Below are 23,668 nucleotides of genomic sequence, written 5' to 3'. Positions count from 1 at the left end.
ATCATAAATATTTCGATAATTATAGCAATCACTAAGCTATTGTAAGTTCGCATTTCACCCATGACTGACAAAAGAATTAAACCTCTTGACTCATGACTAAACAATAAAAATTGATTTCGTTATCATAAGTTCCTTAATCATCTCTTAATTTAGCTACCTTATATTGTTTTTATGGTTACGTGTCTCAAAAACTTACCAGGATGATAAATTTCCAACTTAAAATCTTTCTTTACTTACCTCTAAGGTTTTAGACCAAAAGATAAATTTGGAAACATATCTACTAAGTTTTTTTGATGCTAAGATTAATTTACATAAATAAAACAATATTTTTTGGTATATAAGTAAATATGACGATAAGAGTAGGAATTAATGGCTTTGGTAGAATCGGCAGGTTATCTCTTCGTGCGGGGTGGGATAATTCTGCCATTGAGTTTGTCCATATCAATGAGATTAAAGGGGGAGTAGAGTGCGCTGCTCACTTATTAGAATTTGACTCCGTCCATGGTAAGTGGGATAAAAATATTAATGTCCAAGAAAATAACTTAGTAATTGAAGGAAAAGAAATCACTTTTTCCGAATTTCCTACCCCCCAACAAGTACCATGGTCAGATTATGGGGTGGACATAGTCATCGAAAGTTCTGGGAAATTTCGCACCCCTGACACTTTAAATCCATATTTTGAATGTGGAGTTAAAAAAGTGGTGGTGGCTGCTCCCGTTAAAGAAGAGGCTTTAAATGTAGTGGTGGGAGTCAATGACCATTTATATGACCCAGAAAAACACCATGTCTTAACTGCTGCTTCTTGTACCACCAACTGTTTAGCTCCCGTAGTAAAAGTTATTCAAGAGGGTTTGGGCATCAAACACGGAGTTATTACCACCATTCACGATGTAACAAATACTCAGATTGTGGTCGACGCTCCTCACAAAGACTTGAGAAGGGCTAGATCTTGTTTACAGTCGCTTGTACCAACGACTACAGGGTCCGCCAGTGCGATCGCCCTTATTTATCCAGAACTAAAAGGAAAACTTAACGGAGTCGCTGTTAGAGTCCCCATGCTCAACGCTTCTCTTACAGACTGCGTTTTTGAGGTAAATCGTAAAACCACCGTAGAAGAAGTCAACCAACTGCTCAAAGAAGCATCAAATACTACTCCCCTCAAAGGCATCTTGGGTTACGAAGAACGCCCCCTCGTATCCATCGACTACAAAGATGATCCCCGCTCATCCATCGTTGACGCCCCCTCCACCATGGTAATTGATGAAACTCAAGTAAAAATCCTTGCTTGGTACGACAACGAATGGGGCTACTCCAACCGCATGGCAGAATTAGTCGCCAAAATCGCTTTATCAATTAACAATTAACGATTCAATTTCCCCCTTATTAAGGGGGGCTAGGGGGGATCAAAACTAACTAAAAATAATTAAATTTCCTCCAAATCCGGGGGACTAGGGAGATCAAAACTTTATTTACACATATAAAAAAATGGACAAAAACCTAAGAAATTATTGCCTAGTTACCGCCGCCTACTGGGGCTATACCATCACCGATGGAGCATTAAGAATGCTCGTATTATTACACTTTAACCAACTTGGTTATACCCCCATCGAAATCGCCTTTTTATTCCTCTTTTACGAAATCTTTGGCGTTGTCACCAACTTTTTTGGAGGCTGGATTGGTTCACAATTTGGCTTACGATTAACCCTTTACGGAGGTATTGGTTTACAAATTTTTGCCCTCGTAATGCTTGGTTTTCTCAACCCAGAATGGGCGGTATGGTTTCAGGTGTTATACGTCATGACATCCCAAGCCTTCTCAGGAGTCGCCAAGGATTTAACCAAGATGAGTTCCAAAAGTGCTGTGCGTTTGGTAGTACCAAAAGAAGCGGAATCCAAGTTATTTAAATGGGTTGCCATTCTCACGGGTTCTAAAAATGCCCTCAAGGGTTTAGGATTTTTTGTCGGTGCAGCCCTATTAGAATTAACAGGGTTTACCAATGCTTTATTTATCCAAGCAGGGGTATTATTTATCATCTTTTTGACAGGTCGATTATTGCCCAAGAATATGGGTAAAATCAAAGCCAAAATTAAATTTAAACAGCTATTTTCTAAGAGTAAAGCTATTAATATTTTATCTCTTGCCAGATTTTTCCTATTTGGTGCTAGGGATATTTGGTTTGTGGTGGCGTTGCCCGTGTTTTTCCAAAGTGAGTTGAATTGGACTTTTATTCAGGTAGGTACTTATATGGCCTGTTGGGTAATTGGTTATGGGTTTATTCAGTCTTTCTCCCCTGCCATCCTCGGACAAAACAAAAAAAGTACTGCTCCCCAAGCCAAGACTATCCAGATTTGGACATCAGTTTTAACCATTGTACCAGTGGCGATCGCCCTTAGCTTCATGGCAGGATTAGATCCCCAATGGGTCATTACAGGGGGTTTAATTATCTTTGGTATCGTTTTTGCCTTCAACTCCGCCGTCCATTCTTACCTTGTTTTAGCCTATACTGAAGACGATGACGTGGCTTTAAACGTAGGCTTTTATTACATGGCAAACTCAGGGGGAAGACTACTAGGTACCATTACATCAGGTATCAGTTACCAACTATTTGGCATTGTTGGCTGTCTCTGGATTTCCAGCTTCTTTGTCCTCGTCGCCGCGCTCGTCTCCTTCAAACTACCCTCCCCCCAAAAACTAGAACCTGCCTCAGAAAATTAATAACTCTCAATCTTTACATCTCCACCCCATCCTACGTAACTTTTTTACTCCTTTGCCCCAAGGGAGTTTTTTTGTAAAAAATTATCCCCCATATAAAAAATTAATTATCAATTATTCATTCTCAATTATCAATTACCCTACAAACCGATCCAGATTCTGAGAAATAAAGATATAATTTGTAACAAAAGCGTTAAGAAATATTGCAAATGAGTAATCCAGTAACAGAAGCATTCTTCTTTGGTAAAGCCCTAGCGGAAGTCTTGACAGAAAAAGTAGAAGACACCCTTACCAACACCCTCAGTGAATTTGGTAAATTTGACGCTGAAACCAGAGAAAGACTAAGACAATTTGCCGAAGAAGTAAGACTAAGAGCCGACATTGCCAAACAACAATCCGATCACGATCGCACCAACACCACCATAACCGTAGAAGTCGATACCAGTGTCGATTTACAAGAACTACTAGACGAACTACGGGCAGAAATTGCTAGATTGAAAGCAGAACTAAACAAGTATCGTCAAAAATAAGCAACCATTAACCTTGTCAAAGATAACAATTGCTTAACAACCAAAATCATCAGACCAATTTATCATCATAAAATAAAAGTGTCATCAGCCTATCCCAACACCAGTAAATATTTGGAACCCTCCTCCGAGATTCCTAAAGTCATCCCCACCCGTAAACCAGAACCCGGGAAAAAAGTCTATCGTTGGAATAGCGAAAATTATTCCCCCCTCCGTCGCCGTATAGATATTTGGACATTTGTTCTTTTACTACTTTTCAAACTATGGCGTAACGGCAAAAAATGGAGTTATTCCGATGGCTTTACCGAAGAAAAATTAGTCGCCCGTCGTCGCATTCAAGCTGGATGGATTAGGGAAAATCTTCTCGAACTAGGCCCCACATTTATTAAAGTAGGGCAGTTATTTTCTACCCGTGCGGACTTATTTCCTGAAGAATACGTTGAAGAATTATCCAAACTACAAGACAGAGTACCCGCTTTTAGTTATGAGCAGGTATGTGCCATCATCCAAAAAGATTTTAATAAACCCCTAAATCAACTATTCCTCAACTTTGACCCCACCCCCCTAGCTGCCGCTAGTTTAGGGCAAGTTCATAAAGCCCAATTAATCACGGGGGAGGAAGTGGTGGTAAAAATCCAGCGCCCCGGATTACCCAAATTATTTGACATTGATTTAGGTATCCTTAAACAAATTGCCCGTTACTTTCAAAATCATCCCCGTTGGGGCAAAAATCGGGACTGGATGGGAATTTATGAAGAATGTTGTCGCATTCTCTGGCAAGAAACCGATTATCTATTGGAAGGCACCAGCGCTGACACTTTTCGCCGTAATTTTCGGGATGAAAGCTGGGTCAAAGTACCAAGGGTATTTTGGCGTTATAGCTCTCCTAGGGTGTTAACTCTGGAATATATGCCGGGGATCAAAATTAGCCATTACGATGCCCTAGAGGCCGCAGGATTAGACCGTAAGGAGCTGGCAAAGTTGGGAGCAAGGGCTTATTTAATTCAACTTTTAAATGATGGTTTTTTCCATGCAGATCCCCATCCAGGTAACTTGGCGGTAGATGTTGATGGTTCTCTAATCTTTTATGATTTTGGTATGATGGGGCAATTACAGCCCAACATCAAAGAGAAGTTATTGGAAATGCTTTTTGGTGTCACCGAGAAAAATGCGGAGCGAGTGGTGGATTCGTTGGTGGAATTAGGGGCTTTGGCCCCCATGGACGACCCAGGCCCTATTAGGCGCTCTGTACAGTTTTTGCTCGATAACTTTATGGATAAGCCTTTTGAGGAACAATCCATCGGTCAGATTAGTGAAGATCTTTATGAGATTGCCTATGATCAACCGTTTCGTTTTCCTGCTACTTTTACCTTTGTGATGAGGGCTTTTTCTACCCTAGAAGGGGTTGGGAAGGGTTTAGATCCAGATTTTAATTTTATGGAAGTTGCACAACCTTTTGCCCTAAATGTTATGAGTCAATTTAATGCGGATAATGGTAAATCTATTTTAGATGAGTTTAGCCGTCAGGCAATGCAGGTAGGTAACACTGCCTTTGGTTTACCCGCTCGTTTGGATGATACCATTGATAAACTAGATCGGGGTGATATTCGCTTGAGGGTACGTTCCCTTGAGGCAGAACGACTATTGCGCCGTATTAGTAGTACCCAGATGGCGACTAATTACACTTTAATTATTAGTACCCTAGTTTTGTCGGCGACTATTTTGGTGGTTAATAGTTTATGGCAAGTGGCGATCGCCCTTGGAGTGGTGGCCGTTTTACCCACGGTGGCTCTATTCAAATTATTAAAACAAATCAAGAAATTAGACCGCAAATTCTAGGGTGTAATACGGTTAAAATAACTGATCAGGTTATGGTAAAATTTAATATACTTAAATAATGAGTCTGTTTTAAATAATCTGATAAATTTAAGAGATAATGGGACGGTGGGGTATCCGTCCTCTAAATTTGTTAAGGCAATTAATGTTTAATCCCAATCAAGGTAAATTAGTCATATGAAATGTGCATTCGCTGGCTTGAGTGATCCAGGACTGGTAAGGTCGTATAATCAAGATAATTTTTATACTGATACATCTGGAAGATTTTTTATCCTCGCTGACGGTATGGGTGGTCATGCCGGTGGAGAACAAGCCAGTAAAATTGCGGTGGAGGTTATTAAGGAATATTTGGAAGAAAATTGGGAAGCTCCCATGGATTCCTATGACCTTCTCGAAAAAGCCGTTTTACAAGCAAATGAGGGGATTCTTGAGGATCAAGATAATCACCCAGAACGGGGTGATATGGGTACTACCGTAGTGGTTTTAATCTTCCGTAATGGAGAAACTTGGCGAGCGCACATTGGCGATTCTCGTCTCTATCAGCTTCAGGATGAGATGTTAATTCAAGTCACCTCGGATCATACTTGGATTGGTCAAGCCATTAGAGCGGGAGAAATTACCCTTGAGGATGCGAAACATCACCCTTGGCGCCATGTGTTATCTCAGTGTTTGGGACGTAGAGATTTGTATGAAGGTATTGACATCCACAAGATTGATACTATGGATAAGGGCGATCGCTTCTTGCTCTGTAGTGATGGTTTAACAGAAGAAGTTACTGATCCCATTATTTCCAAACTTTTGGGGGATGGAGATGATTTAGATAAAGTTGCCGATAGCCTCGTTACCGAAGCAAAAAACAATGGTGGTTCTGATAACGTTACCGTGGTTTTAATCAAAGTTGACGATTTAGAAGACGTTACTACCGAAGCAAAAGACCATGATGATAATATCCTAAAGGTTTCAGAAACAAAAGATGAAGAAGAATAGGTAATTGGTAGCAAGTGTTAATTAACCCCCATCGTCTAAATTTCCCAGAAAGTTAATTATCCATTCTCAATTATTATTCTATGATTAATCAAATTATTGAAATCCTCTCCGCCGATGAAATACGCCGTACCCTAAATCGATTAGCTTCCCAAGTAGTTGAAGAAGCCCCAGATTTATCGTCGGTGGTGCTGTTGGGTATCTATACAAGAGGGGTACCCCTTGCCCAACAATTGGCTACCCAAATTAAACATATCGAACAACAAGAAGTAACGGTAGGGGCGATCGATATTACTTTTTATCGAGATGATTTAGACAAAATTCAGATGAGAACCCCCGAAAGAACTGAAATTCCCGTGGATTTGACAGGAAAAACCGTTATTTTGGTGGATGATGTCATTTATAGTGGACGCACCATTCGGGCTGCTCTTAATGCCGTGGCAGAGTATGGCAGACCGGAAATTGTTAAACTTTTGGCACTGGTAGATAGAGGACATCGTCAATTACCCATTCACCCCGACTTTGTGGGTAAAGTGTTGCCCACGGCCAAGGACGAAAAAGTTAAGGTCTATTTAGAGTCCGTGGATGGTAGAAATGCTGTAGAGTTAAGGAAATTTTGATGACATCAAATTTACCAGCACAACGGTGGCGATTTGGTCAACCTAACCCTCAATTGGTAGAGTTATTTTCCCAATCTTTGGGATTATCTCGAATTATGGCGGAGGTGATTATCAATCGTGGTTTGCACTGTACCGAAGATGCCGAAATTTATATCAACCCTGAAGCCCAAACCCTGCCCTCTCCCCTCACCGAATTTCCTGATTTACCAAAATGTCTGGATCTGTTGACAGAGGCGATCGCCCTTGGCTCTAAAATAGCTATCTGTGGAGATTATGATGCTGATGGGATGACCAGCACCGCCCTACTGATTCGAGCTTTGAGACATTTAGGGGCAAAAGCTGATTATGCTATTCCTAGCCGTATGCAAGATGGTTATGGCATTAACAATCGCATTGTCAAGGAATTTAAAGAGGAAGGGATAAGTTTAATTCTCACCGTAGATAACGGCATTTCCGCCTACGAACCCATTGCATTGGCGAAAGAATTAGGCTTAAAGGTAATCATAACCGATCACCATGATTTGCCTGCCCAATTGCCCCCTGCCGATGGCATTCTCAATCCCAAATTATTACCCCCTAGCTCTCCCTATCGTGGCTTAGCTGGAGTGGGAGTCGCTTATGTATTAGGGGTTACTCTGGCTCAAAAACAAGGGCAACTGGAGGGCTTAACCAGGCAATTGCTAGAACTTTATACCCTCGGTACCATTGCCGATTTAGCACCTCTGACGGGGGTTAATCGTCGTTGGCTTAAACGGGGTTTAAAATTGTTGGCTAAACCCCAAATTTTGGGCATTCAAGCCTTAATTAAAGTGGGAGGGGTGGATAAGAAGAAAAAAACCCTCAGTTCCGATGATATAGGCTTTAAACTTGGCCCAAGAATCAACGCTATTGGACGTATTAGTGATCCTCAAATTGTTATTGAACTTCTTACCACCGAGGACGAGTCCATCGCTCTCCACAGGGCTTCTGAGTGCCACAGCGTTAATCAAAAAAGGCAGGAGTTGTGTAATCAAATTACGAAGGATGCCATTGCTTTCATTGAGGAGGGGAAAATTGATTATAAGGGCGATCGCTTTTTACTACTATTAGGAGAACACTGGCACCATGGAGTAATTGGTATTGTTGGCTCTCGTTTAGTGGAGCGTTATGGAGTGCCTGTATTTATTGCCACCTATGAAGACGAAGAAAAAAAACATATTCGAGGTTCCGCAAGGGGTACAGAGGAATATAATATTTTTAAAGCCCTTCAATCTTGTGATGATTTATTATTAAAATATGGAGGTCATAAAGCCGCAGGAGGCTTTGGTTTTGAGACAAAAAATCTTGATTTAATAAAAGATAGATTAAGAGAATTTAGCCATCAATCACTATCCCTAGAACATCTTAAACCTTTACTTAAAGTTGATAGTCAGATTAGTTTTTATGATGCTGATTTTGATCTAATAAAAGAAATAGAAAGTCTTTATCCTTGGGGTATAGAAAATGATCCACCTATCTTTTGGACTCCTGATGTAACGGTCATTTCGCAGAAGTTAACTAAAACAGGGGAACATTTACAATTAACCCTTCAGGATGAGTCAGGGGCAAAATTAAAATGTATTGCTTGGCAAAAAAGTCATTATTATCCCCTACCTCCTAATATTGATGTTGCTTATAAACTATCTATCAATGAGTGGCGAGGAGAAAAAACTGTGCAATTAGATATTCAGGGTATTAAGTAGGGTTTGAAGAAAAACGAGAGAATGGATAATTGATAATGGTAATTGTCAATTATTTTTTGGTACTTATATTATGATCAAACCTTTGATAAATAATACTTTTGATTCTTAATTAAAGAGTAATCAACAACAACCTAAAGCTCAAAGTTTAAGACCTATTGATGTTTACTTTTGTTGAAGAATTTAGTATGATTATATTCTTTGTGAGTATTTTAAGAAAAAATTAAAATGTCAAAGGGATTATTTATTGTTTTTGAAGGAGTTGATGGTGCAGGGAGTTCAACTCAAGCTCAAATGTTACGGGATTATTTTACTCACAGAGGGCAACAATCTATTGTTAGTCCAGAGCCTTCTGCTGGCCCCATTGGAAAGTTATTAAGAACTTTTTTAGCAGGGAAAAATGATTTTAATAGTCAGGATTTATACGATCAACAAATGGCTTATTTGTTTGCGGCCGATCGCCATTACCATTTATATAATAATGTGGATGGAGTTTATAGTTTAACCAAAGAAAATATCCATGTAATTAGTACCAGATATTATTTTTCTTCCCTTGCTTATAATGGAAAAACAGAAAAAGATTATGATTTTGTAAGTATTTTAAATCAAAAATTTCCTCCTCCAGATTTAGTTATTTATCTTGATCTTCCCGTAAATATAGCATTAGAAAGAATGTGCGATCGCCCTTCAAAAGAAATATATGAAACCCAAGAAAAATTAACTAAAGTTAGGGAAAGATTTACAGAAATATTTGCTAATTATTCCCATAAAATATTGAAAATTGACGCCAGAGAAAGCAAAAAAAAAATCCATCAAACAATAGTTAATGATATTGAAAAATGGAACTAATAGAATTTATCGAAGCAGGATTATATATTTTTGCTAATCTTTTTAAATTAGTACTAGAGGCGATCGCCCTTTTGTGTATATTATGGGGATTAATTAAAACCCTACAACTGTCCCTTAATTACAAATCCCATCACCGCCAAAACCGATTTACAAAAGTTCGATTAGAATTTGGTATGTGGTTAGTCCTTGCCCTAGAATTTCAATTGGGGGCGGATATAGTTGCCACCACCCTAAGCTCAGATTTTACCTCCCTTGGTAAACTGGTTATAATTGCTATCGTTCGTACCGTATTAAACTATTTTCTGACCAAAGAATTAGAAGGAAAATTACACGAGTGAAATGCAGTAATTTATCTAAAACTAACTTTCTTCCTAGTACCTAATTAACTTGAGTTTGAATTAATTTACTGTGTTTAGTTAGGGCGATCGCAACTCCAAGCCCACCAAACCTGCTCACACTCACAAGTATAAAATTCTTGCCATTTGCGTTCATAGTTTTCCGTCATCACAGGGGCATAACGATTAAGCCATACTTTAGTAGCTTGTCGAGAGGATGCACCACAACGGGGGCAACAAAAACTGAGGGCATGGGTGGCTTTATAAGTCCACTCTGGGGCGCTACGGGCAAAGGCTTCCATATTTATAAAATTTTTCCGTTTCTTCGATTTTATCCCCTTGATCCCCCAAAAGGGGGATTTTTATGACGAGTATTTATCCAAATTTGATACAATAATTCTTACATTACAGGAAGACGGTTAATAACATTATCAATCTCACTCTGAGTAGCTATAGTGTTACCCACAGAAGATAAAAACTCAGAAGCAATCACTTCTGCTTCTTCTCCAACATATCTTGAACTCATACCAAGAGATTGTAAACGCTCTAGGAATAATTCTGCACTAACAACCTTATTACTCAAAATACTAACATCAGAACCAATGGCACCCAAAGAAATCTCCAGAGCAAGGTTAGCAAGAGTAACATCCCCTATTTCTAAGGCATTATTCCAGTAATTTAATCCTTCTTCTTCAGCCGGGCGGTTAAAGGCGTTATTGTAAACTAGGTTAATAGCAAATAGACTATCATTTTGACCAAATAATCTGACGATTTCTGAAGAAGCAGCAAAATCATTGATAATATTTTGATAACCAATTCTCTGCTCCTCAGGGAAATTAGCTAGAGTATCACCATTAAAAGGGGAATAACTAATGTTATTTTCAGTAATGGCATTTTTCCAGAATCCTAACCCTGTAGGATCTCCAGGTCTTCCTGTTAAGGGAATATAGAGGATTTGCACATTATTTTCACTAAACGTTAAAACTCTTTCAATAAGAGAATTTCTTGGGGGAGTCGAGGTGTCAGGAGTCTGTACAGGAGGGATAATTGGGGGAGTAAAACCACTTCCACCTCCGCTACTGCCAGTATCTGGAACAGAGCTACTCAAATTCAAGCCAACAATAACAGGGTCATGATCTGAAGAACGAAAAGGGCTATCATCATAAAGACTAATAACTTGATTTTCAGATTTAAAATTAGTATTGTAGTCTAAAGCATTGGGTTCGTCGGCGTTGATATGCCATTTTGTGGCTCCTGTAACTTGGTTACGCATACTACCCGTAGCTAAAGCATAGTCTAGGGTACCCCATTGACCGTCAAAAACAAAGGAATAACTGCTTTGAGGAACTAAATTTTGATAACCTGCATTCTGTAGGGTTATGATAGGATCCTCTTGAGCATAAGCATTTAAATCCCCTAAAATAACCACATCACTGTCATTAATTCCTGTGGGATTAGTAGCCAACCAATTGGCTAAATCTTGAGATGCTTGGGTGCGAGTATCATTCCAGAATCCTTGTCCGTCCCCTTGATCAAAATTAGGATCATTTTCATTATTCAGTCCTGATGAACCTTTAGATTTAAAGTGATTGTTAACGGCTGTAAACTGTTCTCCTGTTGCTAATTCTTCAAACGTTACCGCCAAAGGTACACGATGACGGGCGACATTAACAGGGTCAAATGCCCCTGTTTCTAAAATTGCGACACTACTTTCATCAGCGACTTTCACCGAATTAGTTTTGTAAATAAAGCCCACTGCGATCGCATCAAGTCCCAAAGTAGGAGTACCAGGATCGACAAAAGCATAAGTACCCTCTCCCTCCACAGCGTTTAAACCATCAATGAGATCTTGAATGGCACTATCATTCCCGTAACCGTCATTTTCAATCTCCACAAGACCAACCACATCAGCATCTAAACCGACAATAGCTGAAATGATTTTATCTCTCTGACGTTCAAACTCTTCAGGATTATCAGCCCCCCTTTGCTCAGAACCAGAAAAATCCCCTGCACCATCACCATTAAAATAATTGAGAACATTAAAACTAGCAACCTTTAACCGTCCACCAACATCAGGAACTTCCGTGGGACGAGAATTTGTAGCTTGAAAATCAATGGGGGCAGTAGGTTGAATCCGATAATTACCAATATTAGATGCACCAAAACGATCATCAAGAATACCAGTCAAACCCATCACCGTATCACCACCACGGAAGGTATTCGTAGGACTCAATGGCATTTCTTCTCTACCATTGATAATGGGATCTGGATTTTGAACCGTTAAACCATCATCAACCACAATGCGACGCTTTGCTAACTCTTCTTGATAGGCACTGAAACCATCCACACTAGGAGCATTAAATTGAGTAAACTGGTCTAAACGTCCATCAGTATCAGGTTGATTAGTGTCACCATCAGAGGATAAAACCACTTGACCAAAGCGACCTAATTGAAAATGTTCCGTTACGCTTAAAGTATTCGGAATTGTGATCAGCATTCCCTCAAAAGCCTCTAAATCACTAGGATTATTGAGAGGAAATGAAACTTCTACAGGGGTGGGTAAAGCATTATTTTCACTAACCACAGTGACATCGCTAACACTGCGTAATTGAGTTAAACTACTGCTACCAGAAGTAAACTCAGCCACAGTACCAGTTACCCGAACTAAATCACCGACATTAACGTCAACCCCAAAGTTATCATCAAAGATGAATAAACCTTCGGAGGTCAAAGAGTTATCGTCAATGTCACTATCTTCCTCTTGAACATAAAAACCCCGTAGATTACTACCAGTATTATCATCAAAAGATTGAAAATCACCAACAACGATCGCCTCTACAGTTACAATTTCATCCACAAGGGGGGATACCATACCTTCACCTTGAATGGTATGAATTTTAGTAATTTCAGGCTCTGGGGGAATTTCTGGATCCGTATCTTCATCCTCTCCAGGCTCATCTACAATTACTTCACCATCTAACAGGGTTAAAGAGAAATCATCAATACCTAAACCATCATCGGCCCCAGATGCATTAAAATCAGTCCAGCGAATCCAAAACGTTTCTCCGTCTTCAATTTCTAGCTCTGAAATGGTATTAGCAATTTCTACAGCATTTTCATTACCATCCTTTGCTCCTACATCTCCCGTAGTGATAGGGGCAATAAAATCTAAAGAATCCACATCAATCCAAGTACCTGAATCAAGGGAAGTTGCATCCAAACTATATTGAAAGTCTAAACGGTCTGGAGTACTTCGGTCAGAAGTTCCTAGTCGCCATTGTTCGCCCTGATAGCTAATTTCTAATTCTGTAACGGTAGAACCAGAATTATTGGTAAAACCTGCTCCAATCATTGAATTTAATGAGCCAGATAATAAAGCACCAAAAGCTCTGTCAGTGGCATCTGTTGAGCCGTAACTGTAGGTATTTCCAGAGTTACTACTGCCATCGCTAATACCATAGGTTTCGTTCGCATTATTACCAGTTTCTAAAAAAAACCACCCTAGGGGCAAAACATTACTGGGCTCACCACTGTTGGCGAGAGTATCAAAATTCTGGTCATAGTTCAAACCAGTTAAGTTAATTGTTGGCATTTTTTCTCTGATTTATTCAGTTTTATTAGGAGGTTAAGAGAAGATTATCTTCATATTTAACAGCTATATATTGTATAAAATTAATTAATTAAATATGTTTTTTGAGCTATTAAACTTGCTGATCTTAAATCCTAAAACCTTTTTAAGTCAAGACAATAATGTAATATAGGCAACAAAACAATTGACTTTTTTTTTGATTTTTAATTAAATATTTTAAAAATTTATTTTTAATTATTTTTCTAATATATTTTGTTTAATTTTAGATTAACTTTAAATTAAGTTTTGGTTAGACATATATATCAATTTGACTTGTTGGCTAGGTAGGCGAAAGAAAACGAAACTATGTAAAAGAATTCAAATGAGAACGAACATTGACAAAATCAACATAATATAGAACCTATTCTTTCTAGCTAAAGGCACAGAAATTTCTGAACATACATCCCCTCGTAATGCAACGGTTAACGTTATTGAAGGAAAAGGAATTTTAACCTTAGAAAGGGAAGAAATTAAGTTAGAAAAAGGAGTTTTTGTGGTGATGCCCAGTAATGCACCCCATGCCCTAAGTGCTACTTACTGATAACCTTTGTTTTCTTTTAACCCTTTCAGCTACATAGGTTAAAGTATTGTTATTAACGGTTTAAAACATCGTTACGATGTTCCACTGCTCCAACAATGGTAACGACTTCATCAATGTTTTCTTGAGATACATTCAACTCGTGGAGGGTTTCTACGAGGTTTTGGGCGATCGCATCAAAATGAAGATCTGTCAAGCCCATTTTCTCCACTAAATCCTTATGGGCATCCCTCATATTACGACCAGTGAACTTCTCAGTACCACCGAAAGCATAGGTCATAAAAGCCTTTTGATGATTTTTTTGCTGTTTCATATCAGTATTAACAAAAAAGTGTTTTACCCTTTCATCATTTAATACCTTTTCATAAAACATATCCACAGCGGTATCTACAGCTTCTTTTCCGCCTAATTTTTCGTATAAAGTTTTCATGATTAATATTATGTCAAAGTTTCACTTACATGTTTATTCTATCTCACCGATCAAAGTCAAAGAAATTTAAGATTTGCTGAACAAATGTTAAGTTATCCTGACATATTCTTATAATTTGGTATAATCTTATACAGAAGTAACAATAGGAGAATCCTATGAATTGGACAACATGGGAACAGGAAGAAGCTAGAGCATATCAGCCCGGCACACCAGTTCAATTTAAGCAAAATGGAGGAAAAATCTATTATGTACAAGAATATGATGCTATGCTTGTACCTCCCATTTGGTTAGAGGAATATCCCAAACCTTGCTATCCTGAAGAATTGAGAGTCTTATCAAATCTGTTTTGTGTGTTGCCCCAAAGAAGTTTACAAGTTGCTTAATTACTGTAGTTTAAAAAACTAAAAAAGGGCAAATCTTCCCAAAGAAAAGATTTACCCCAATTATTCTGGTTTAAAAACAATTAAGCAAAATTAAAAGTTGTGGTGATACGCTTCATCGCTTCAATGACATTTTCACGACTATTAAACGCACTAAGACGAAAATAACCTTCCCCAGCTGCCCCAAATCCAGAACCAGGGGTACCAACGATATGGACGTTATGGAGTAGTTTATCAAAGAAATCCCAGCTAGATAAACCATCGGGGGTTTTTACCCACACATAGGGGGCATTTACACCACCATAGACAGTTAAACCTGCTTTGGTTAACTCTTGGCGAATGATACTGGCATTTTCGAGGTAGAAATTAACTAACTCACTAATTTCGGCTTTTCCTTCGGGGGAATATACCGCTTCGGCCCCTCTTTGCACAATGTAGGATACACCGTTAAATTTAGTGGATTGACGACGATTCCAAAGTTTCCATAGTTCTACTTCTGAGCCATCACTGGCTTTTCCTTTGAGGGTTTTGGGTACTACGGTAAAGGCGCAACGGGTTCCTGTAAACCCTGCATTTTTGGAAAAAGAACGAAATTCGATCGCACATTCTCTCGCCCCTTCAATTTCAAAGATAGAACGAGGTAAACTAGGATCAGTAATAAAAGCCTCATAGGCAGCATCAAAAAGAATAATAGAGCCATTTTTTCTGGCGTAGTTCACCCATTTTTGTAAATATTCCTTGGTGGCGGTGGCGCCCGTGGGGTTGTTGGGGAAACAAAGATAAATCAAATCCACTGCCTCGGAGGGAATTTCAGCAGTAAAATCATTATCGGCACTGATGGGAAGATACACTAAACCTTCATATTCTCCCTTCTCGTTAGCGTCTCCTGTGTGTCCTGCCATTACATTCGTATCCACGTAAACGGGATATACGGGGTCAGTAACGGCAATTTTGTTGTTTTTGCCAAAAATGTCTAAAATATTACCACAGTCGCACTTAGAACCATCGGAGATGAAGATTTCTTCGGGGGATACATCACACCCAAGAGCCTGAAAATCGTTCTGGGCAATTTTTTCCCTTAACCAGCCGTATCCTTGTTCAGGGCCATATCCTTTAAATGAAGTGCGATCGCCCATATCCTCAATGGCCTTACTCATCGCATCACGACAGGCTTGGGGTAAGGGTTCGGTAACATCACCAATGCCCAACTTAATAATATTTGCCTCGGGGTTATCCTGAGCAAAAGCGCTTACCCTTCTACCAATTTCGGGGAATAAATAACCAGCTTTTAATTTTAAATAATTATCGTTGATACTTGCCATATATAAATAATTGTAAAGATACTATAAGCTATAGTATCACCCCAGATCCACCACCATGACAAAAATCATTCTACTGTCTATGAAAGGATATTGGCGATCGCCCCTTCCAACTCATCCTGAGTCAAATCCGTAATAATGAAAACCTCCTGCACACTTTTCCCCTGACGGGCAATGAGCTTAAACCCCCCCCGAATAGGTACAGAAACCTTTAATTTCAGATGGGGAATGTGACTGCGCGAACGACTCAAAACCGCAGGGGTAATGGTGCGAATCCCATCATAAACCACTAACTTTTCTAAAATGGGAATTAAACCATCCAAATGGGTAGAATGATTCCAAACAATGCGTCCTTCCGACGACTTACTCATGATGCCTCCAATGGTGCCATGGTCAAACCCTCTCTCCTTAACTGTTGATGATACAACTCCGCCTGTTCCAAAGGCCCTGCCCAAACCATCGCCTGACCTTGAAAATGTACCTGATTAGTCAAATTCCACGCCAACTCCTCCGTCATCTTGGGGATATGACGCATCAAACAACTAGCCACATGGTCAAAGGTATTAAAATCATCATCCAAAACGATAACCTTGTAATGAGGGTAAGGTTTGCGGACAGTTTGTTCAGACTTCGTCGGAGTAACTATAGCACTTCCTAATACCATATCAGTCATAAAAGGTTATTAATATCGATTTTTTACACAAACTTAATGCCTATGCCCATAATTATATAGCACTTCTTGGGTGAACATCAGACGATAATGGATAATTGATTACTCATTACCCATTGCCCATTACCCATTGCCCATTGCCTATTGCCCATTGCTTATTTCCCAAAATGTCCCAAATTAGCATAAACTATTTGAAGAAAGTTTGTTTAGTAAAAAAAATATATTCAAGGAGATAAAAAAACATGGGAGCTATATTCCAATTACTTTTAACAGCATTGGTTCTTTTTTCCTTTATCATGATTGTTTATGTACCCGTTGCCTACGCCTCTCCCCAAAACTGGGAACAGTCTAAATCTATTCTCTATATCGGCTCTGGTTTATGGATAGCCTTAGTAGTTGCCGTCGCCGTACTCAACTTTTTCGTGGTATAAGTTCAAAACTTCTTAACAAAAATTAACATTTATTCAAGAATTTCTGAACAGAATAAACAACAATTTTTTTGATCAAAAGGGGCTTTTAGATAAGCCCTATTATTTTTCTAGCAATAAGTAACTTTTTATTTTTAAATATGGCAGTTTTTGAAGGTAATTTTACCCAAGACATCCCCAATCTTCGCTTTGCATTGGTTATTGGGCGTTTTAATGATTTAATCAGCAATAAATTATTAGCCGCCTGTCAAGATTGTTTAAAAAGACATGGCATTGATGTAAACCCAGAAGGAGAACAGGTGGACTATGCTTGGGTACCGGGTAGCTTTGAAATTCCCCTCGTCTCCCGTAAATTGGCAGAAACAAAAAAATATGATGCCATCATCTGTTTAGGTGCTGTAATCAGAGGAGATACCCCCCACTTTGACTATGTTTCTAGTGAGGTAGCCAAAGGGGTTGCTTCGGCTTCTGTGCAAACGGGAGTACCAATTATTTTTGGTGTTTTAACCACCGACACCATGCAACAGGCTTTGGAAAGGGCAGGTATTAAGAGTAACCATGGTTGGAGTTATGCTATGAATGCCATTGAAATGGCTACTCTGATGAAGCAGTTTAAATAAAGCTAGGCAATACGACAAAAATACAGTAGTTAAGGCGTGGGAGTGTCAATTACCAACGTTATCTCAAAGTTTCAAATGGTGGGCATTGCCCACCCGACAGAATCTCAATATTATTTGTCAGTGAGTACCATAATTTTTTGTCTTCGTATAATTAAAGTTATACCAAAGCTCTAATTTTGCTCATGTTAAACAAGAATTTTGATGTCAATTCATTGAAGAATAGTTTATCTGAGTTATTGTCTGCTATTCACAATCAAGAAGAAGTGACTTTAACTCGTGATGGTGTACCATTTGCTAAAGTTTTACCTTTTCCTTCACCAGATGAAAATGTCACTACAGATTATAAGAGTAAGGGTTTAAAACCACGCAGTCCTGGAGGATGGGATGGAAAAATTTGGATAGCGGACGATTTTAATGATGATTCACCTGAAATTAATGCCATGTTTTACGGGGAGGATGAATGAGGTTTTTGTTAGACACTCATATTCTCTTGTGGTGGTTAGGGAATGATAATAGATTACCTCCCAAAATAAGATCAGTTATCAGTAATCCTGAAAATATTATCTTTATTAGCTCTGCGACAGTGTGGGAAATGTCAATAAAAAAGTCTTTGGGTAAGTTATCTGTACCAAATAATTTATTAGAAAAGCTAAATGATAATAATTTTACTGTATTAAATATTACAGCAGAGCATGGATTAAGCGTAACAGAATTACCGTTACACCACAAAGATCCTTTTGATAGAATGTTAATTGCTCAAGCTCTTATAGAACAATTAACGATTATAACTATTGATACTAAATTTATCCTTTATGATGTATGTTTATTGATGGGTTGATGTTTGCAACTCGGGAGGGTTATTAATTCTCGGCTATTGGTTTAAACAGTTCAAAGTTGGTAAAATAAACCAAAAACTAATCGTTTCCTCATTTCCCTAATTTACAATTGACTAGAATCAAGACTTTGGGCTTCATCGTTGCTTAGGGGTAAATGTAACCCACACTCTTGTTTTACCCCATGGAAACGGGTATCTCTTTCATCTCCATCAGTGGCACTTAATGGACGGCTAGAATGCCAATCTCCTACGGATACGTAACCTTTATCGAAGTAGGGATGATAGGGTAAATCATGCTTTGTTAAATATTCGTAAATATCACGGGAACTCCATTTCAGAATAGGTAAAATCTTGTAGTGTTCCCCTTGTTTGTTGACGTATTCTAATTGTTGACGGAATTTGGTTTGATTTTGTCTTAAACCTGCTAACCATGCCTCGGCTTTTAGTTCTTTTAAGGCTCTTTGCATGGGTTCTACTTTCCTGATGCGATCATACAAGTTTAGAGATTCAACGCTTTTATCTTGCCAAAGTTTACCATGAAGGGCTTCCATTCTGGCAGGACTCATTTCTGATTGATATACTTTTAGGTTGAGGTTTAATCGGTTGGTTAATTCTTCGGCGAAGACGTAGGTTTCTTTGGGTAAATATCCTGTGTCAATCCAAATGATAGGCACATTGGGAACAACTTGGGTGACAAGGTGTAACATCACTGCGGATTGAATCCCAAAACTGGTACTCATTACCAAATGTTCCCCAAATTCCTGATTTGCCCAGTCAACGATCGCCTCTGCACTATAATCAACTAAATGGCTGTTAACGGATGCTAGATCTAAGGTTTCTTTGGCGGTAGATAATTGATACACAGGATATATAAATAAGTTTTTTATTTCTGAATAGATGAATTATATTCTAGGTTTCTTACCTTATATATGTCAACCGAATAAAAAAAATCCCACTCTCTAATGGTGGGAAAAGGAAATTATTAGTAGGCAAGGGTTTCTAGGGTAGAGCGTAAATATTCCCTTACTTGCTCGTCAGTTTGTTCTTGGCTAGATTTCTTCTCTTGTTGCCACTGTTTAAAACCAGAGCTTTTGGCGATCGCCTTTTTAAGATTGTTCCAAATTTCTTGATCTTTGCCTAAACCACTCGAAATAGTTGACATTGCCATAAATACCTATTCTCGTCATTAATATTTAGTCCTAAATACAATATAACTTAATATCTCTTTTCTTGATTGTAGTCATTGTCACAGTTTCATCAAGAGGTTTTGAGGGGCAGTTTACTAATTAAGGTTTTAGGGTTTTTTGTTTCTACTTCAAATAAACCATGGCTTTACATCTAACAATTAATGATAATTACTTGCAGTAATGATTTAAATAGGATAAGCTAAGTTTAGCTTCAATAAACAGGAAGCTAGATGAATCGGTTACTTGTTTTGGGCAGGATCAAAGATCTTGCTTAAAACTTTTTTCATATTGTAAATCTATTGTCATTATAATTGAGAATTATGTTCAAGCATCCTGATGTTTTATGGTTAAATACAAATACCTATTTCAAGCGGTTTAACCTACCCATTATCAAATACCTATCCCGTCAAGTGTCCATTGGGCAATGGGAATATGAACAAAATCAGGATGAAGGGTGTTCCTTAGAAGGTGCGATCGCACTTTTAGACGATTATTTAACCATGGTCAAAAAACCAGTACATTTAATTGGTCACAGCACAGCAGGGGTGCTAGGTTTATTGTATGCCCGTAAATATCCAGAAAAAATCAAATCCTTAACTCTTTTAGGAGTAGGGGCAAACCCCAGTAGCGATTGGGTAGAGTATTATTACAATTTGCGCAAAAATTTTCCTTGTCGTCGAGAAATTATCCTAACCCGTCTATCCCACCATCTCTTTCATTATCAAAACCATTACTATCAAAAAGCCTTTATCAATATTCTCGATAAAGCCCTACTTTACTCCCTCTCACCCCATTCTCTTTACCAAACCTCAAACATTCTCAAAGGAGGGATAGATAAACCCCTAATGGTGTGCGGTAGCTCAGAGGATGCTATTGTTTCCCCCCAAGATATGGAACAATGGCAACCTTACCTAAAAAAAGAAGATTATCTCTGTTTAATCAATCAAAGTAGTCATTTTTTTCATTATTTATCTCCCCAATGTGTAGGGCAACAAATCCTTAAATTTTTAAGTGCCACCTCAGATAACATTTTAAAATCTGAATTAGACAGAAAGATTCTTGATTTAGGTAGGTATTAATAAGTAATTAAATGTCAAGATTTCATTATAAAAACTCTTGACTATTATTTTGATTTTGTAATGACTTCAATGCTTTTTTAATATCCTGAGTTTGATTTTTATTAACCACTAAAGTAGCATTACCATCACGAACAATGACCACATCTTCTAAACCAATAGTCATAATTATTTCATCATTTTGACTACTATAAATAATGGAATTTTTAGTCTGATAATTAACACTATTAGTATTAGTCACATTATCATCAGTTTTCGATAACAACCTTTCTAGGGCATTCCAATCTCCCAAGTCATCCCAAGGGAAATCCGCAGGTAACACATAAGCCGAGGCAGTTTTTTCCATTAAAGCATAGTCAATGCTAATTTTTTCTAACTCAAAATATCCCTGTTCTCCCTTTTCCCGTAGAGGTTTCAATATTTGAGGGGCAAACTTTTCCAACTCTTGTAATACAAAACTTACCTCAAAAATAAACATCCCACTATTCCAGCTATAATCTCCCGTAGCGATGAATTTAGAGGCGGTTTCTTGATCTGGTTTTTCCGTAAAACGAGTTACTTTATATACGGGTAAACCGTTTATTTCCCTTTGCTTTTCCCCCTGTTGGATATAGCCGTAACCCGTAGAAGGATAGTTAGGATTAATACCAAGGGTAACGATCGCACTTTGGCTTTTGGCAAACTCGATACCTGCTAAAATAGTTTTGATGAAACCCTCTGGGGAGTTAATCCAATGGTCGGCCGGAAAAAAACCTGCGATCGCACCATCACCGAAAAGCCGTTGTACCTCAAGACTAGCCCAAGCCACAGCGGGGGCGGTATCCTTACCTTCAGGCTCCACTAAAATATTTTTTTCAGGTAATAAAGGTAACTGTTGCCTTACATTCTCCGCCACCAAAGCCGAAGTAATCACCATCAAATTATCCCAACCATCCACCAAAGGCAAAAGACGGTTAGCTGTAGCTTGTAAAAGACTGATACCACTGCCATCAAGACATAAAAACTGCTTGGGGCGAGTGCGACGACTCAAAGGCCAAAAACGCTCACCCTTTCCCCCTGCCAAAATTACGGGAATAAATTTTGATTTCATTTTTATAAAAAAGTAAATTAATGAATAATTTGATAATGTAATCAGTTGTGAACAAGATTGCCATTTAGCGCCCTAAATCCCCACCCCTCTGCTTTCAGCATCTCTCCTTAAAGCTATTTAAAACATTACGTAGTAAGTTATCTTTCCTTATATTTTATCGGTTAATTTATATATTGTTGACAGTCGAGCTATTCACAGTTGATATTAGAAAGAGAATCAATTATGAATTACTAAATATGACCATTGATATTGCCATCGGTAACCAACAGATTGAAACCCTAGATTTATCAGCCGTTACAGAGGTTGTGGAAGGGTTAGAAAAAGGAGAGGGTATATTATCCGCTGAGCAACAAATTCAATTTAAAATCAATTATACCTTGCCTGAAAATGACCCTAGGGAGTTATCCGAAATTCCTGAAATTCGCCTTTGGTTTATTGCCCTCAATGCCCGTTATCCTTGGTTTCCTATCCTTCTCAATTGGCGTGAGGGGGAATTAGCCCGTTATACTGCTATGGTTGTACCCCACGAGTTTAAACGGACAGAGGGAATACAATATAATCCTGAGGCGTTGGATATTTTTATAATGGGTAAGGTTTTTACTCTCCATCAATGGTTAAAATCTCAGGGAGTGACTGGTAATTCTCGGTTAAAGGCCATGGCTCAAATTTTTGGCTATGATTTAGATGATAGCTTTTTTGCCCTTCTTGGTTAAGATGAAACATTTTTTGATTTTACTTATTAAGGGGTATCGTGGTTTTATTTCCCCTTTGTTTCCCCCTAGTTGTCGTTTTCAGCCCACTTGCTCTGCTTATGCCCTGGAGGCGATCGCCCTTCATGGTACAATTAAGGGGAGTTATTTAGCCATAAAAAGGATCTTGAAATGTCATCCTTTTCACCCTGGGGGATATGACCCTGTACCATGTTCCCATGACCATGATGTGAAATGAGAAAATCTTGCTCAAAATAATAAATAGACCATAAAAGCAAGATTTTTTATAATATAAATCGAAGATAAAATAATAGCAATCAAACTATAACAATTAACTATTTTCTCCTAGTTTTTGTAAGGAATAATTAGCAGCCTGAGATACTTGTTGATGGGCATCTTTCGCTAAATATTTTAGGGCAGAAATGCTCTTTTCTGTATTAAAATTACCTAAAGATTCAGCCAATCTTTGACGAATTAACCAGTCTTCCGATTGAGCAAAATCTAAAATGTCTCCCACACAATCTTCGGCTTTAATTTCTCCTAAAGCGGAAATTGCGGCTTGTTGTAATACCGTTTCCCCACTTCTGAGGGCTGCCAATAATACTTGTTTTGCCCGAATATCTCCCAAATTGCCCAAGGATACCGCTGCACTAAACCTTACTAGCCATTGGGTATCTTCATAAAAAGCCCTTACCAAAGCATCAAAAGCCCTGATGTCATTAAGGTAGCCTAAAGCGCCTGCCGCATCCGCCCTGATACCGTAATCAGGATCACTTTCTAATAATTTGACTAGAATAGGGTAACATTCCTCAGTTTTCTTTACCCCCAAGGCAAATACAGCCATCGAGCGCACGGGCAACACTTCATCATCAAGGACTTTTTTAATTAAAGGTACAGCATCCTCGGCATCCACCTGTCTTAGGGAAGCCAGTGCCAATAAACGATCCTTTGAATTACTACTTTCTAGGTTATCCGATATTTCCTGTAAATTAACTATACTCATTTTTGCTCAATATTTCTTTACATTTTAATTATAGTTGAAGAAAATATGATCGTTATCGGGAAAACCGTCTAAGGGAATTGATAATGGATAATTAATAATGCTTACCACCTCTCAACACCTACCCCCCATTTATTGATATGATCAAAGTATTGTAATGATAAAAAATAGCTTCA

Annotated in this window: 28 protein-coding genes; 18 read left to right on the top strand and 10 right to left on the bottom strand. The window is 38.4% G+C overall.

Going from position 1 to position 23,668, the window contains the following annotated elements:
* Nucleotides 1-347: 347 nt before the first annotated feature.
* The 9 genes from A5482_RS13470 (at nt 348) to A5482_RS13430 (ending at nt 9,584) form a co-directional block, all read left to right on the top strand.
* The gene (locus tag A5482_RS13470; protein WP_069790368.1) at nt 348-1,364 is read left to right on the top strand and encodes an ArsJ-associated glyceraldehyde-3-phosphate dehydrogenase; all 1,017 of its coding nucleotides are present in this window, start codon (nt 348-350) and stop codon (nt 1,362-1,364) included.
* Nucleotides 1,365-1,485: 121 nt separating this feature from the next.
* On the top strand, nt 1,486-2,715 hold the full coding sequence (gene arsJ, locus A5482_RS13465) for an organoarsenical effux MFS transporter ArsJ (protein ID WP_069790369.1): 1,230 nt from the start codon (nt 1,486-1,488) through the stop codon (nt 2,713-2,715).
* Nucleotides 2,716-2,921: 206 nt separating this feature from the next.
* Nucleotides 2,922-3,242: a DUF6825 family protein gene (locus A5482_RS13460; protein WP_069790370.1), complete on the top strand. Its 321-nt coding sequence runs from the start codon at nt 2,922-2,924 to the stop codon at nt 3,240-3,242.
* Nucleotides 3,243-3,371: 129 nt separating this feature from the next.
* The gene (locus A5482_RS13455; protein WP_242411919.1) at nt 3,372-5,078 is read left to right on the top strand and encodes an ABC1 kinase family protein; all 1,707 of its coding nucleotides are present in this window, start codon (nt 3,372-3,374) and stop codon (nt 5,076-5,078) included.
* 174 nt (nt 5,079-5,252) lie between these two features.
* A complete protein-coding gene (locus tag A5482_RS13450) occupies nt 5,253-6,062 on the top strand; it encodes a PP2C family protein-serine/threonine phosphatase (RefSeq protein WP_083260404.1) in 810 nt (269 codons plus the stop codon).
* An 80-nt stretch (nt 6,063-6,142) separates the two neighbouring features.
* Nucleotides 6,143-6,679, top strand: coding sequence for a bifunctional pyr operon transcriptional regulator/uracil phosphoribosyltransferase PyrR (gene pyrR, locus A5482_RS13445; RefSeq protein ID WP_069790371.1), 537 nt, complete (start codon nt 6,143-6,145; stop codon nt 6,677-6,679).
* On the top strand, nt 6,679-8,400 hold the full coding sequence (recJ, locus tag A5482_RS13440; protein WP_069790372.1) for a single-stranded-DNA-specific exonuclease RecJ: 1,722 nt from the start codon (nt 6,679-6,681) through the stop codon (nt 8,398-8,400). Before pyrR ends, recJ begins: the two co-directional genes overlap by 1 nt.
* Before the next feature lie 225 nt (nt 8,401-8,625).
* Nucleotides 8,626-9,246: a dTMP kinase gene (gene tmk / locus A5482_RS13435; protein ID WP_069790373.1), complete on the top strand. Its 621-nt coding sequence runs from the start codon at nt 8,626-8,628 to the stop codon at nt 9,244-9,246.
* Complete coding sequence (locus tag A5482_RS13430; protein WP_069790374.1) at nt 9,237-9,584, top strand: DUF1622 domain-containing protein; 348 nt, start codon at nt 9,237-9,239, stop codon at nt 9,582-9,584. Before tmk ends, A5482_RS13430 begins: the two co-directional genes overlap by 10 nt.
* A 74-nt stretch (nt 9,585-9,658) precedes the next feature.
* Here the strand turns inward: A5482_RS13430 and A5482_RS13425 are convergent, their stop codons facing one another.
* Together A5482_RS13425 and A5482_RS13420 are read right to left on the bottom strand one after the other, a co-directional pair.
* Complete coding sequence (locus A5482_RS13425) at nt 9,659-9,883, bottom strand: hypothetical protein (RefSeq protein ID WP_069790375.1); 225 nt, start codon at nt 9,881-9,883, stop codon at nt 9,659-9,661.
* A 98-nt stretch (nt 9,884-9,981) separates the two neighbouring features.
* On the bottom strand, nt 9,982-13,173 hold the full coding sequence (locus A5482_RS13420; RefSeq protein WP_069790376.1) for an ExeM/NucH family extracellular endonuclease: 3,192 nt from the start codon (nt 13,171-13,173) through the stop codon (nt 9,982-9,984).
* Between the two features lie 424 nt (nt 13,174-13,597).
* On the opposite strand from A5482_RS13420, the gene A5482_RS13415 reads away from it, so the two are divergent.
* Nucleotides 13,598-13,750, top strand: a complete 153-nt coding sequence (locus A5482_RS13415) for a cupin domain-containing protein (RefSeq protein ID WP_304440886.1) — start codon at nt 13,598-13,600, stop codon at nt 13,748-13,750.
* 52 nt (nt 13,751-13,802) lie between these two features.
* On the opposite strand, the gene A5482_RS13410 is transcribed toward A5482_RS13415, so the two are convergent.
* A complete protein-coding gene (locus tag A5482_RS13410; protein WP_069790377.1) occupies nt 13,803-14,177 on the bottom strand; it encodes a group I truncated hemoglobin in 375 nt (124 codons plus the stop codon).
* 155 nt (nt 14,178-14,332) lie between these two features.
* On the opposite strand from A5482_RS13410, the gene A5482_RS13405 reads away from it, so the two are divergent.
* On the top strand, nt 14,333-14,560 hold the full coding sequence (locus A5482_RS13405) for a hypothetical protein (protein ID WP_069790378.1): 228 nt from the start codon (nt 14,333-14,335) through the stop codon (nt 14,558-14,560).
* A gap of 80 nt (nt 14,561-14,640) precedes the next feature.
* On the opposite strand, the gene A5482_RS13400 is transcribed toward A5482_RS13405, so the two are convergent.
* From A5482_RS13400 to clpS, 3 genes are all read right to left on the bottom strand, one after another.
* The gene (locus tag A5482_RS13400; RefSeq protein WP_069790379.1) at nt 14,641-15,879 is read right to left on the bottom strand and encodes an LL-diaminopimelate aminotransferase; all 1,239 of its coding nucleotides are present in this window, start codon (nt 15,877-15,879) and stop codon (nt 14,641-14,643) included.
* Nucleotides 15,880-15,956: 77 nt separating this feature from the next.
* On the bottom strand, nt 15,957-16,247 hold the full coding sequence (locus A5482_RS13395; protein ID WP_069790380.1) for a DUF2103 domain-containing protein: 291 nt from the start codon (nt 16,245-16,247) through the stop codon (nt 15,957-15,959).
* Nucleotides 16,244-16,540: an ATP-dependent Clp protease adapter ClpS gene (clpS, locus tag A5482_RS13390; RefSeq protein ID WP_369816720.1), complete on the bottom strand. Its 297-nt coding sequence runs from the start codon at nt 16,538-16,540 to the stop codon at nt 16,244-16,246. Before clpS ends, A5482_RS13395 begins: the two co-directional genes overlap by 4 nt.
* Nucleotides 16,541-16,788: 248 nt before the next feature.
* Here clpS and psbZ point away from each other — a divergent pair, with 248 nt between their 5' ends.
* From psbZ to A5482_RS13370, 4 genes are all read left to right on the top strand, one after another.
* A complete protein-coding gene (gene psbZ, locus A5482_RS13385) occupies nt 16,789-16,977 on the top strand; it encodes a photosystem II reaction center protein PsbZ (RefSeq protein ID WP_069790382.1) in 189 nt (62 codons plus the stop codon).
* Between the two features lie 137 nt (nt 16,978-17,114).
* The gene (gene ribH / locus A5482_RS13380) at nt 17,115-17,594 is read left to right on the top strand and encodes a 6,7-dimethyl-8-ribityllumazine synthase (protein ID WP_069790383.1); all 480 of its coding nucleotides are present in this window, start codon (nt 17,115-17,117) and stop codon (nt 17,592-17,594) included.
* Nucleotides 17,595-17,776: 182 nt separating this feature from the next.
* A complete protein-coding gene (locus tag A5482_RS13375; RefSeq protein WP_069790384.1) occupies nt 17,777-18,058 on the top strand; it encodes a type II toxin-antitoxin system Phd/YefM family antitoxin in 282 nt (93 codons plus the stop codon).
* Entirely contained in the window at nt 18,055-18,432 is a 378-nt protein-coding gene (locus tag A5482_RS13370; protein WP_069790385.1) for a type II toxin-antitoxin system VapC family toxin, read from the top strand. The genes A5482_RS13375 and A5482_RS13370 overlap by 4 nt, the downstream gene beginning before the upstream one ends.
* Nucleotides 18,433-18,533: 101 nt before the next feature.
* On the opposite strand, the gene A5482_RS13365 is transcribed toward A5482_RS13370, so the two are convergent.
* Entirely contained in the window at nt 18,534-19,292 is a 759-nt protein-coding gene (locus tag A5482_RS13365; protein ID WP_141712669.1) for a phosphoadenylyl-sulfate reductase, read from the bottom strand.
* A 119-nt stretch (nt 19,293-19,411) separates the two neighbouring features.
* Entirely contained in the window at nt 19,412-19,591 is a 180-nt protein-coding gene (locus A5482_RS13360; RefSeq protein ID WP_369816719.1) for a hypothetical protein, read from the bottom strand.
* A gap of 345 nt (nt 19,592-19,936) precedes the next feature.
* Here A5482_RS13360 and A5482_RS13355 point away from each other — a divergent pair, with 345 nt between their 5' ends.
* Nucleotides 19,937-20,695 (top strand): alpha/beta fold hydrolase, encoded by a 759-nt coding sequence (locus A5482_RS13355; protein ID WP_069790388.1) that lies wholly within the window; start codon nt 19,937-19,939, stop codon nt 20,693-20,695.
* 25 nt (nt 20,696-20,720) lie between these two features.
* On the opposite strand, the gene A5482_RS13350 is transcribed toward A5482_RS13355, so the two are convergent.
* Entirely contained in the window at nt 20,721-21,782 is a 1,062-nt protein-coding gene (locus A5482_RS13350) for a mannose-1-phosphate guanylyltransferase (protein ID WP_069790389.1), read from the bottom strand.
* Between the two features lie 236 nt (nt 21,783-22,018).
* Between A5482_RS13350 and A5482_RS13345 the strand changes: the two genes are divergently transcribed.
* Nucleotides 22,019-22,495 carry a CRR6 family NdhI maturation factor gene (locus A5482_RS13345; RefSeq protein WP_069790390.1) on the top strand — a complete coding sequence of 159 codons (477 nt, stop codon included), beginning with the start codon at nt 22,019-22,021 and terminating at the stop codon, nt 22,493-22,495.
* Nucleotide 22,496: 1 nt separating this feature from the next.
* The gene (yidD, locus tag A5482_RS13340) at nt 22,497-22,730 is read left to right on the top strand and encodes a membrane protein insertion efficiency factor YidD (RefSeq protein WP_069790391.1); all 234 of its coding nucleotides are present in this window, start codon (nt 22,497-22,499) and stop codon (nt 22,728-22,730) included.
* A gap of 93 nt (nt 22,731-22,823) precedes the next feature.
* Here yidD and A5482_RS13335 read toward each other — a convergent pair whose 3' ends face one another.
* Nucleotides 22,824-23,495, bottom strand: a complete 672-nt coding sequence (locus A5482_RS13335) for a HEAT repeat domain-containing protein (RefSeq protein ID WP_069790392.1) — start codon at nt 23,493-23,495, stop codon at nt 22,824-22,826.
* Nucleotides 23,496-23,668: the final 173 nt, after the last annotated feature.

Origin of the sequence: Cyanobacterium sp. IPPAS B-1200 (genome assembly GCF_001747005.2) — a bacterium.
In the GTDB taxonomy this organism is placed as follows: Bacteria; Cyanobacteriota; Cyanobacteriia; order Cyanobacteriales; family Cyanobacteriaceae; genus Cyanobacterium.
The sequence above is the reverse complement of the archived record's forward strand: the minus strand, read 5'-3'. Positions and strand labels throughout refer to the sequence as shown.

Bases quoted from the DNA above. Each gene is read 5' to 3' on its own strand.
- A5482_RS13470 (WP_069790368.1), top strand. From the start codon at position 348: ATGACGATAAGAGTAGGAATTAATGGCTTTGGTAGAATCGGCAGGTTA.
- arsJ (WP_069790369.1), top strand. From the start codon at position 1,486: ATGGACAAAAACCTAAGAAATTATTGCCTAGTTACCGCCGCCTACTGG.
- A5482_RS13460 (WP_069790370.1), top strand. From the start codon at position 2,922: ATGAGTAATCCAGTAACAGAAGCATTCTTCTTTGGTAAAGCCCTAGCG.
- A5482_RS13450 (WP_083260404.1), top strand. From the start codon at position 5,253: ATGAAATGTGCATTCGCTGGCTTGAGTGATCCAGGACTGGTAAGGTCG.
- pyrR (WP_069790371.1), top strand. From the start codon at position 6,143: ATGATTAATCAAATTATTGAAATCCTCTCCGCCGATGAAATACGCCGT.
- recJ (WP_069790372.1), top strand. From the start codon at position 6,679: ATGACATCAAATTTACCAGCACAACGGTGGCGATTTGGTCAACCTAAC.
- tmk (WP_069790373.1), top strand. From the start codon at position 8,626: ATGTCAAAGGGATTATTTATTGTTTTTGAAGGAGTTGATGGTGCAGGG.
- A5482_RS13430 (WP_069790374.1), top strand. From the start codon at position 9,237: ATGGAACTAATAGAATTTATCGAAGCAGGATTATATATTTTTGCTAAT.
- A5482_RS13425 (WP_069790375.1), bottom strand. From the start codon at position 9,883: ATGGAAGCCTTTGCCCGTAGCGCCCCAGAGTGGACTTATAAAGCCACC.
- A5482_RS13420 (WP_069790376.1), bottom strand. From the start codon at position 13,173: ATGCCAACAATTAACTTAACTGGTTTGAACTATGACCAGAATTTTGAT.
- A5482_RS13410 (WP_069790377.1), bottom strand. From the start codon at position 14,177: ATGAAAACTTTATACGAAAAATTAGGCGGAAAAGAAGCTGTAGATACC.
- A5482_RS13405 (WP_069790378.1), top strand. From the start codon at position 14,333: ATGAATTGGACAACATGGGAACAGGAAGAAGCTAGAGCATATCAGCCC.
- A5482_RS13400 (WP_069790379.1), bottom strand. From the start codon at position 15,879: ATGGCAAGTATCAACGATAATTATTTAAAATTAAAAGCTGGTTATTTA.
- A5482_RS13395 (WP_069790380.1), bottom strand. From the start codon at position 16,247: ATGAGTAAGTCGTCGGAAGGACGCATTGTTTGGAATCATTCTACCCAT.
- clpS (WP_369816720.1), bottom strand. From the start codon at position 16,540: ATGGTATTAGGAAGTGCTATAGTTACTCCGACGAAGTCTGAACAAACT.
- psbZ (WP_069790382.1), top strand. From the start codon at position 16,789: ATGGGAGCTATATTCCAATTACTTTTAACAGCATTGGTTCTTTTTTCC.
- ribH (WP_069790383.1), top strand. From the start codon at position 17,115: ATGGCAGTTTTTGAAGGTAATTTTACCCAAGACATCCCCAATCTTCGC.
- A5482_RS13375 (WP_069790384.1), top strand. From the start codon at position 17,777: ATGTTAAACAAGAATTTTGATGTCAATTCATTGAAGAATAGTTTATCT.
- A5482_RS13370 (WP_069790385.1), top strand. From the start codon at position 18,055: ATGAGGTTTTTGTTAGACACTCATATTCTCTTGTGGTGGTTAGGGAAT.
- A5482_RS13360 (WP_369816719.1), bottom strand. From the start codon at position 19,591: ATGTCAACTATTTCGAGTGGTTTAGGCAAAGATCAAGAAATTTGGAAC.
- A5482_RS13355 (WP_069790388.1), top strand. From the start codon at position 19,937: ATGTTCAAGCATCCTGATGTTTTATGGTTAAATACAAATACCTATTTC.
- A5482_RS13350 (WP_069790389.1), bottom strand. From the start codon at position 21,782: ATGAAATCAAAATTTATTCCCGTAATTTTGGCAGGGGGAAAGGGTGAG.
- A5482_RS13345 (WP_069790390.1), top strand. From the start codon at position 22,019: ATGACCATTGATATTGCCATCGGTAACCAACAGATTGAAACCCTAGAT.
- yidD (WP_069790391.1), top strand. From the start codon at position 22,497: ATGAAACATTTTTTGATTTTACTTATTAAGGGGTATCGTGGTTTTATT.
- A5482_RS13335 (WP_069790392.1), bottom strand. From the start codon at position 23,495: ATGAGTATAGTTAATTTACAGGAAATATCGGATAACCTAGAAAGTAGT.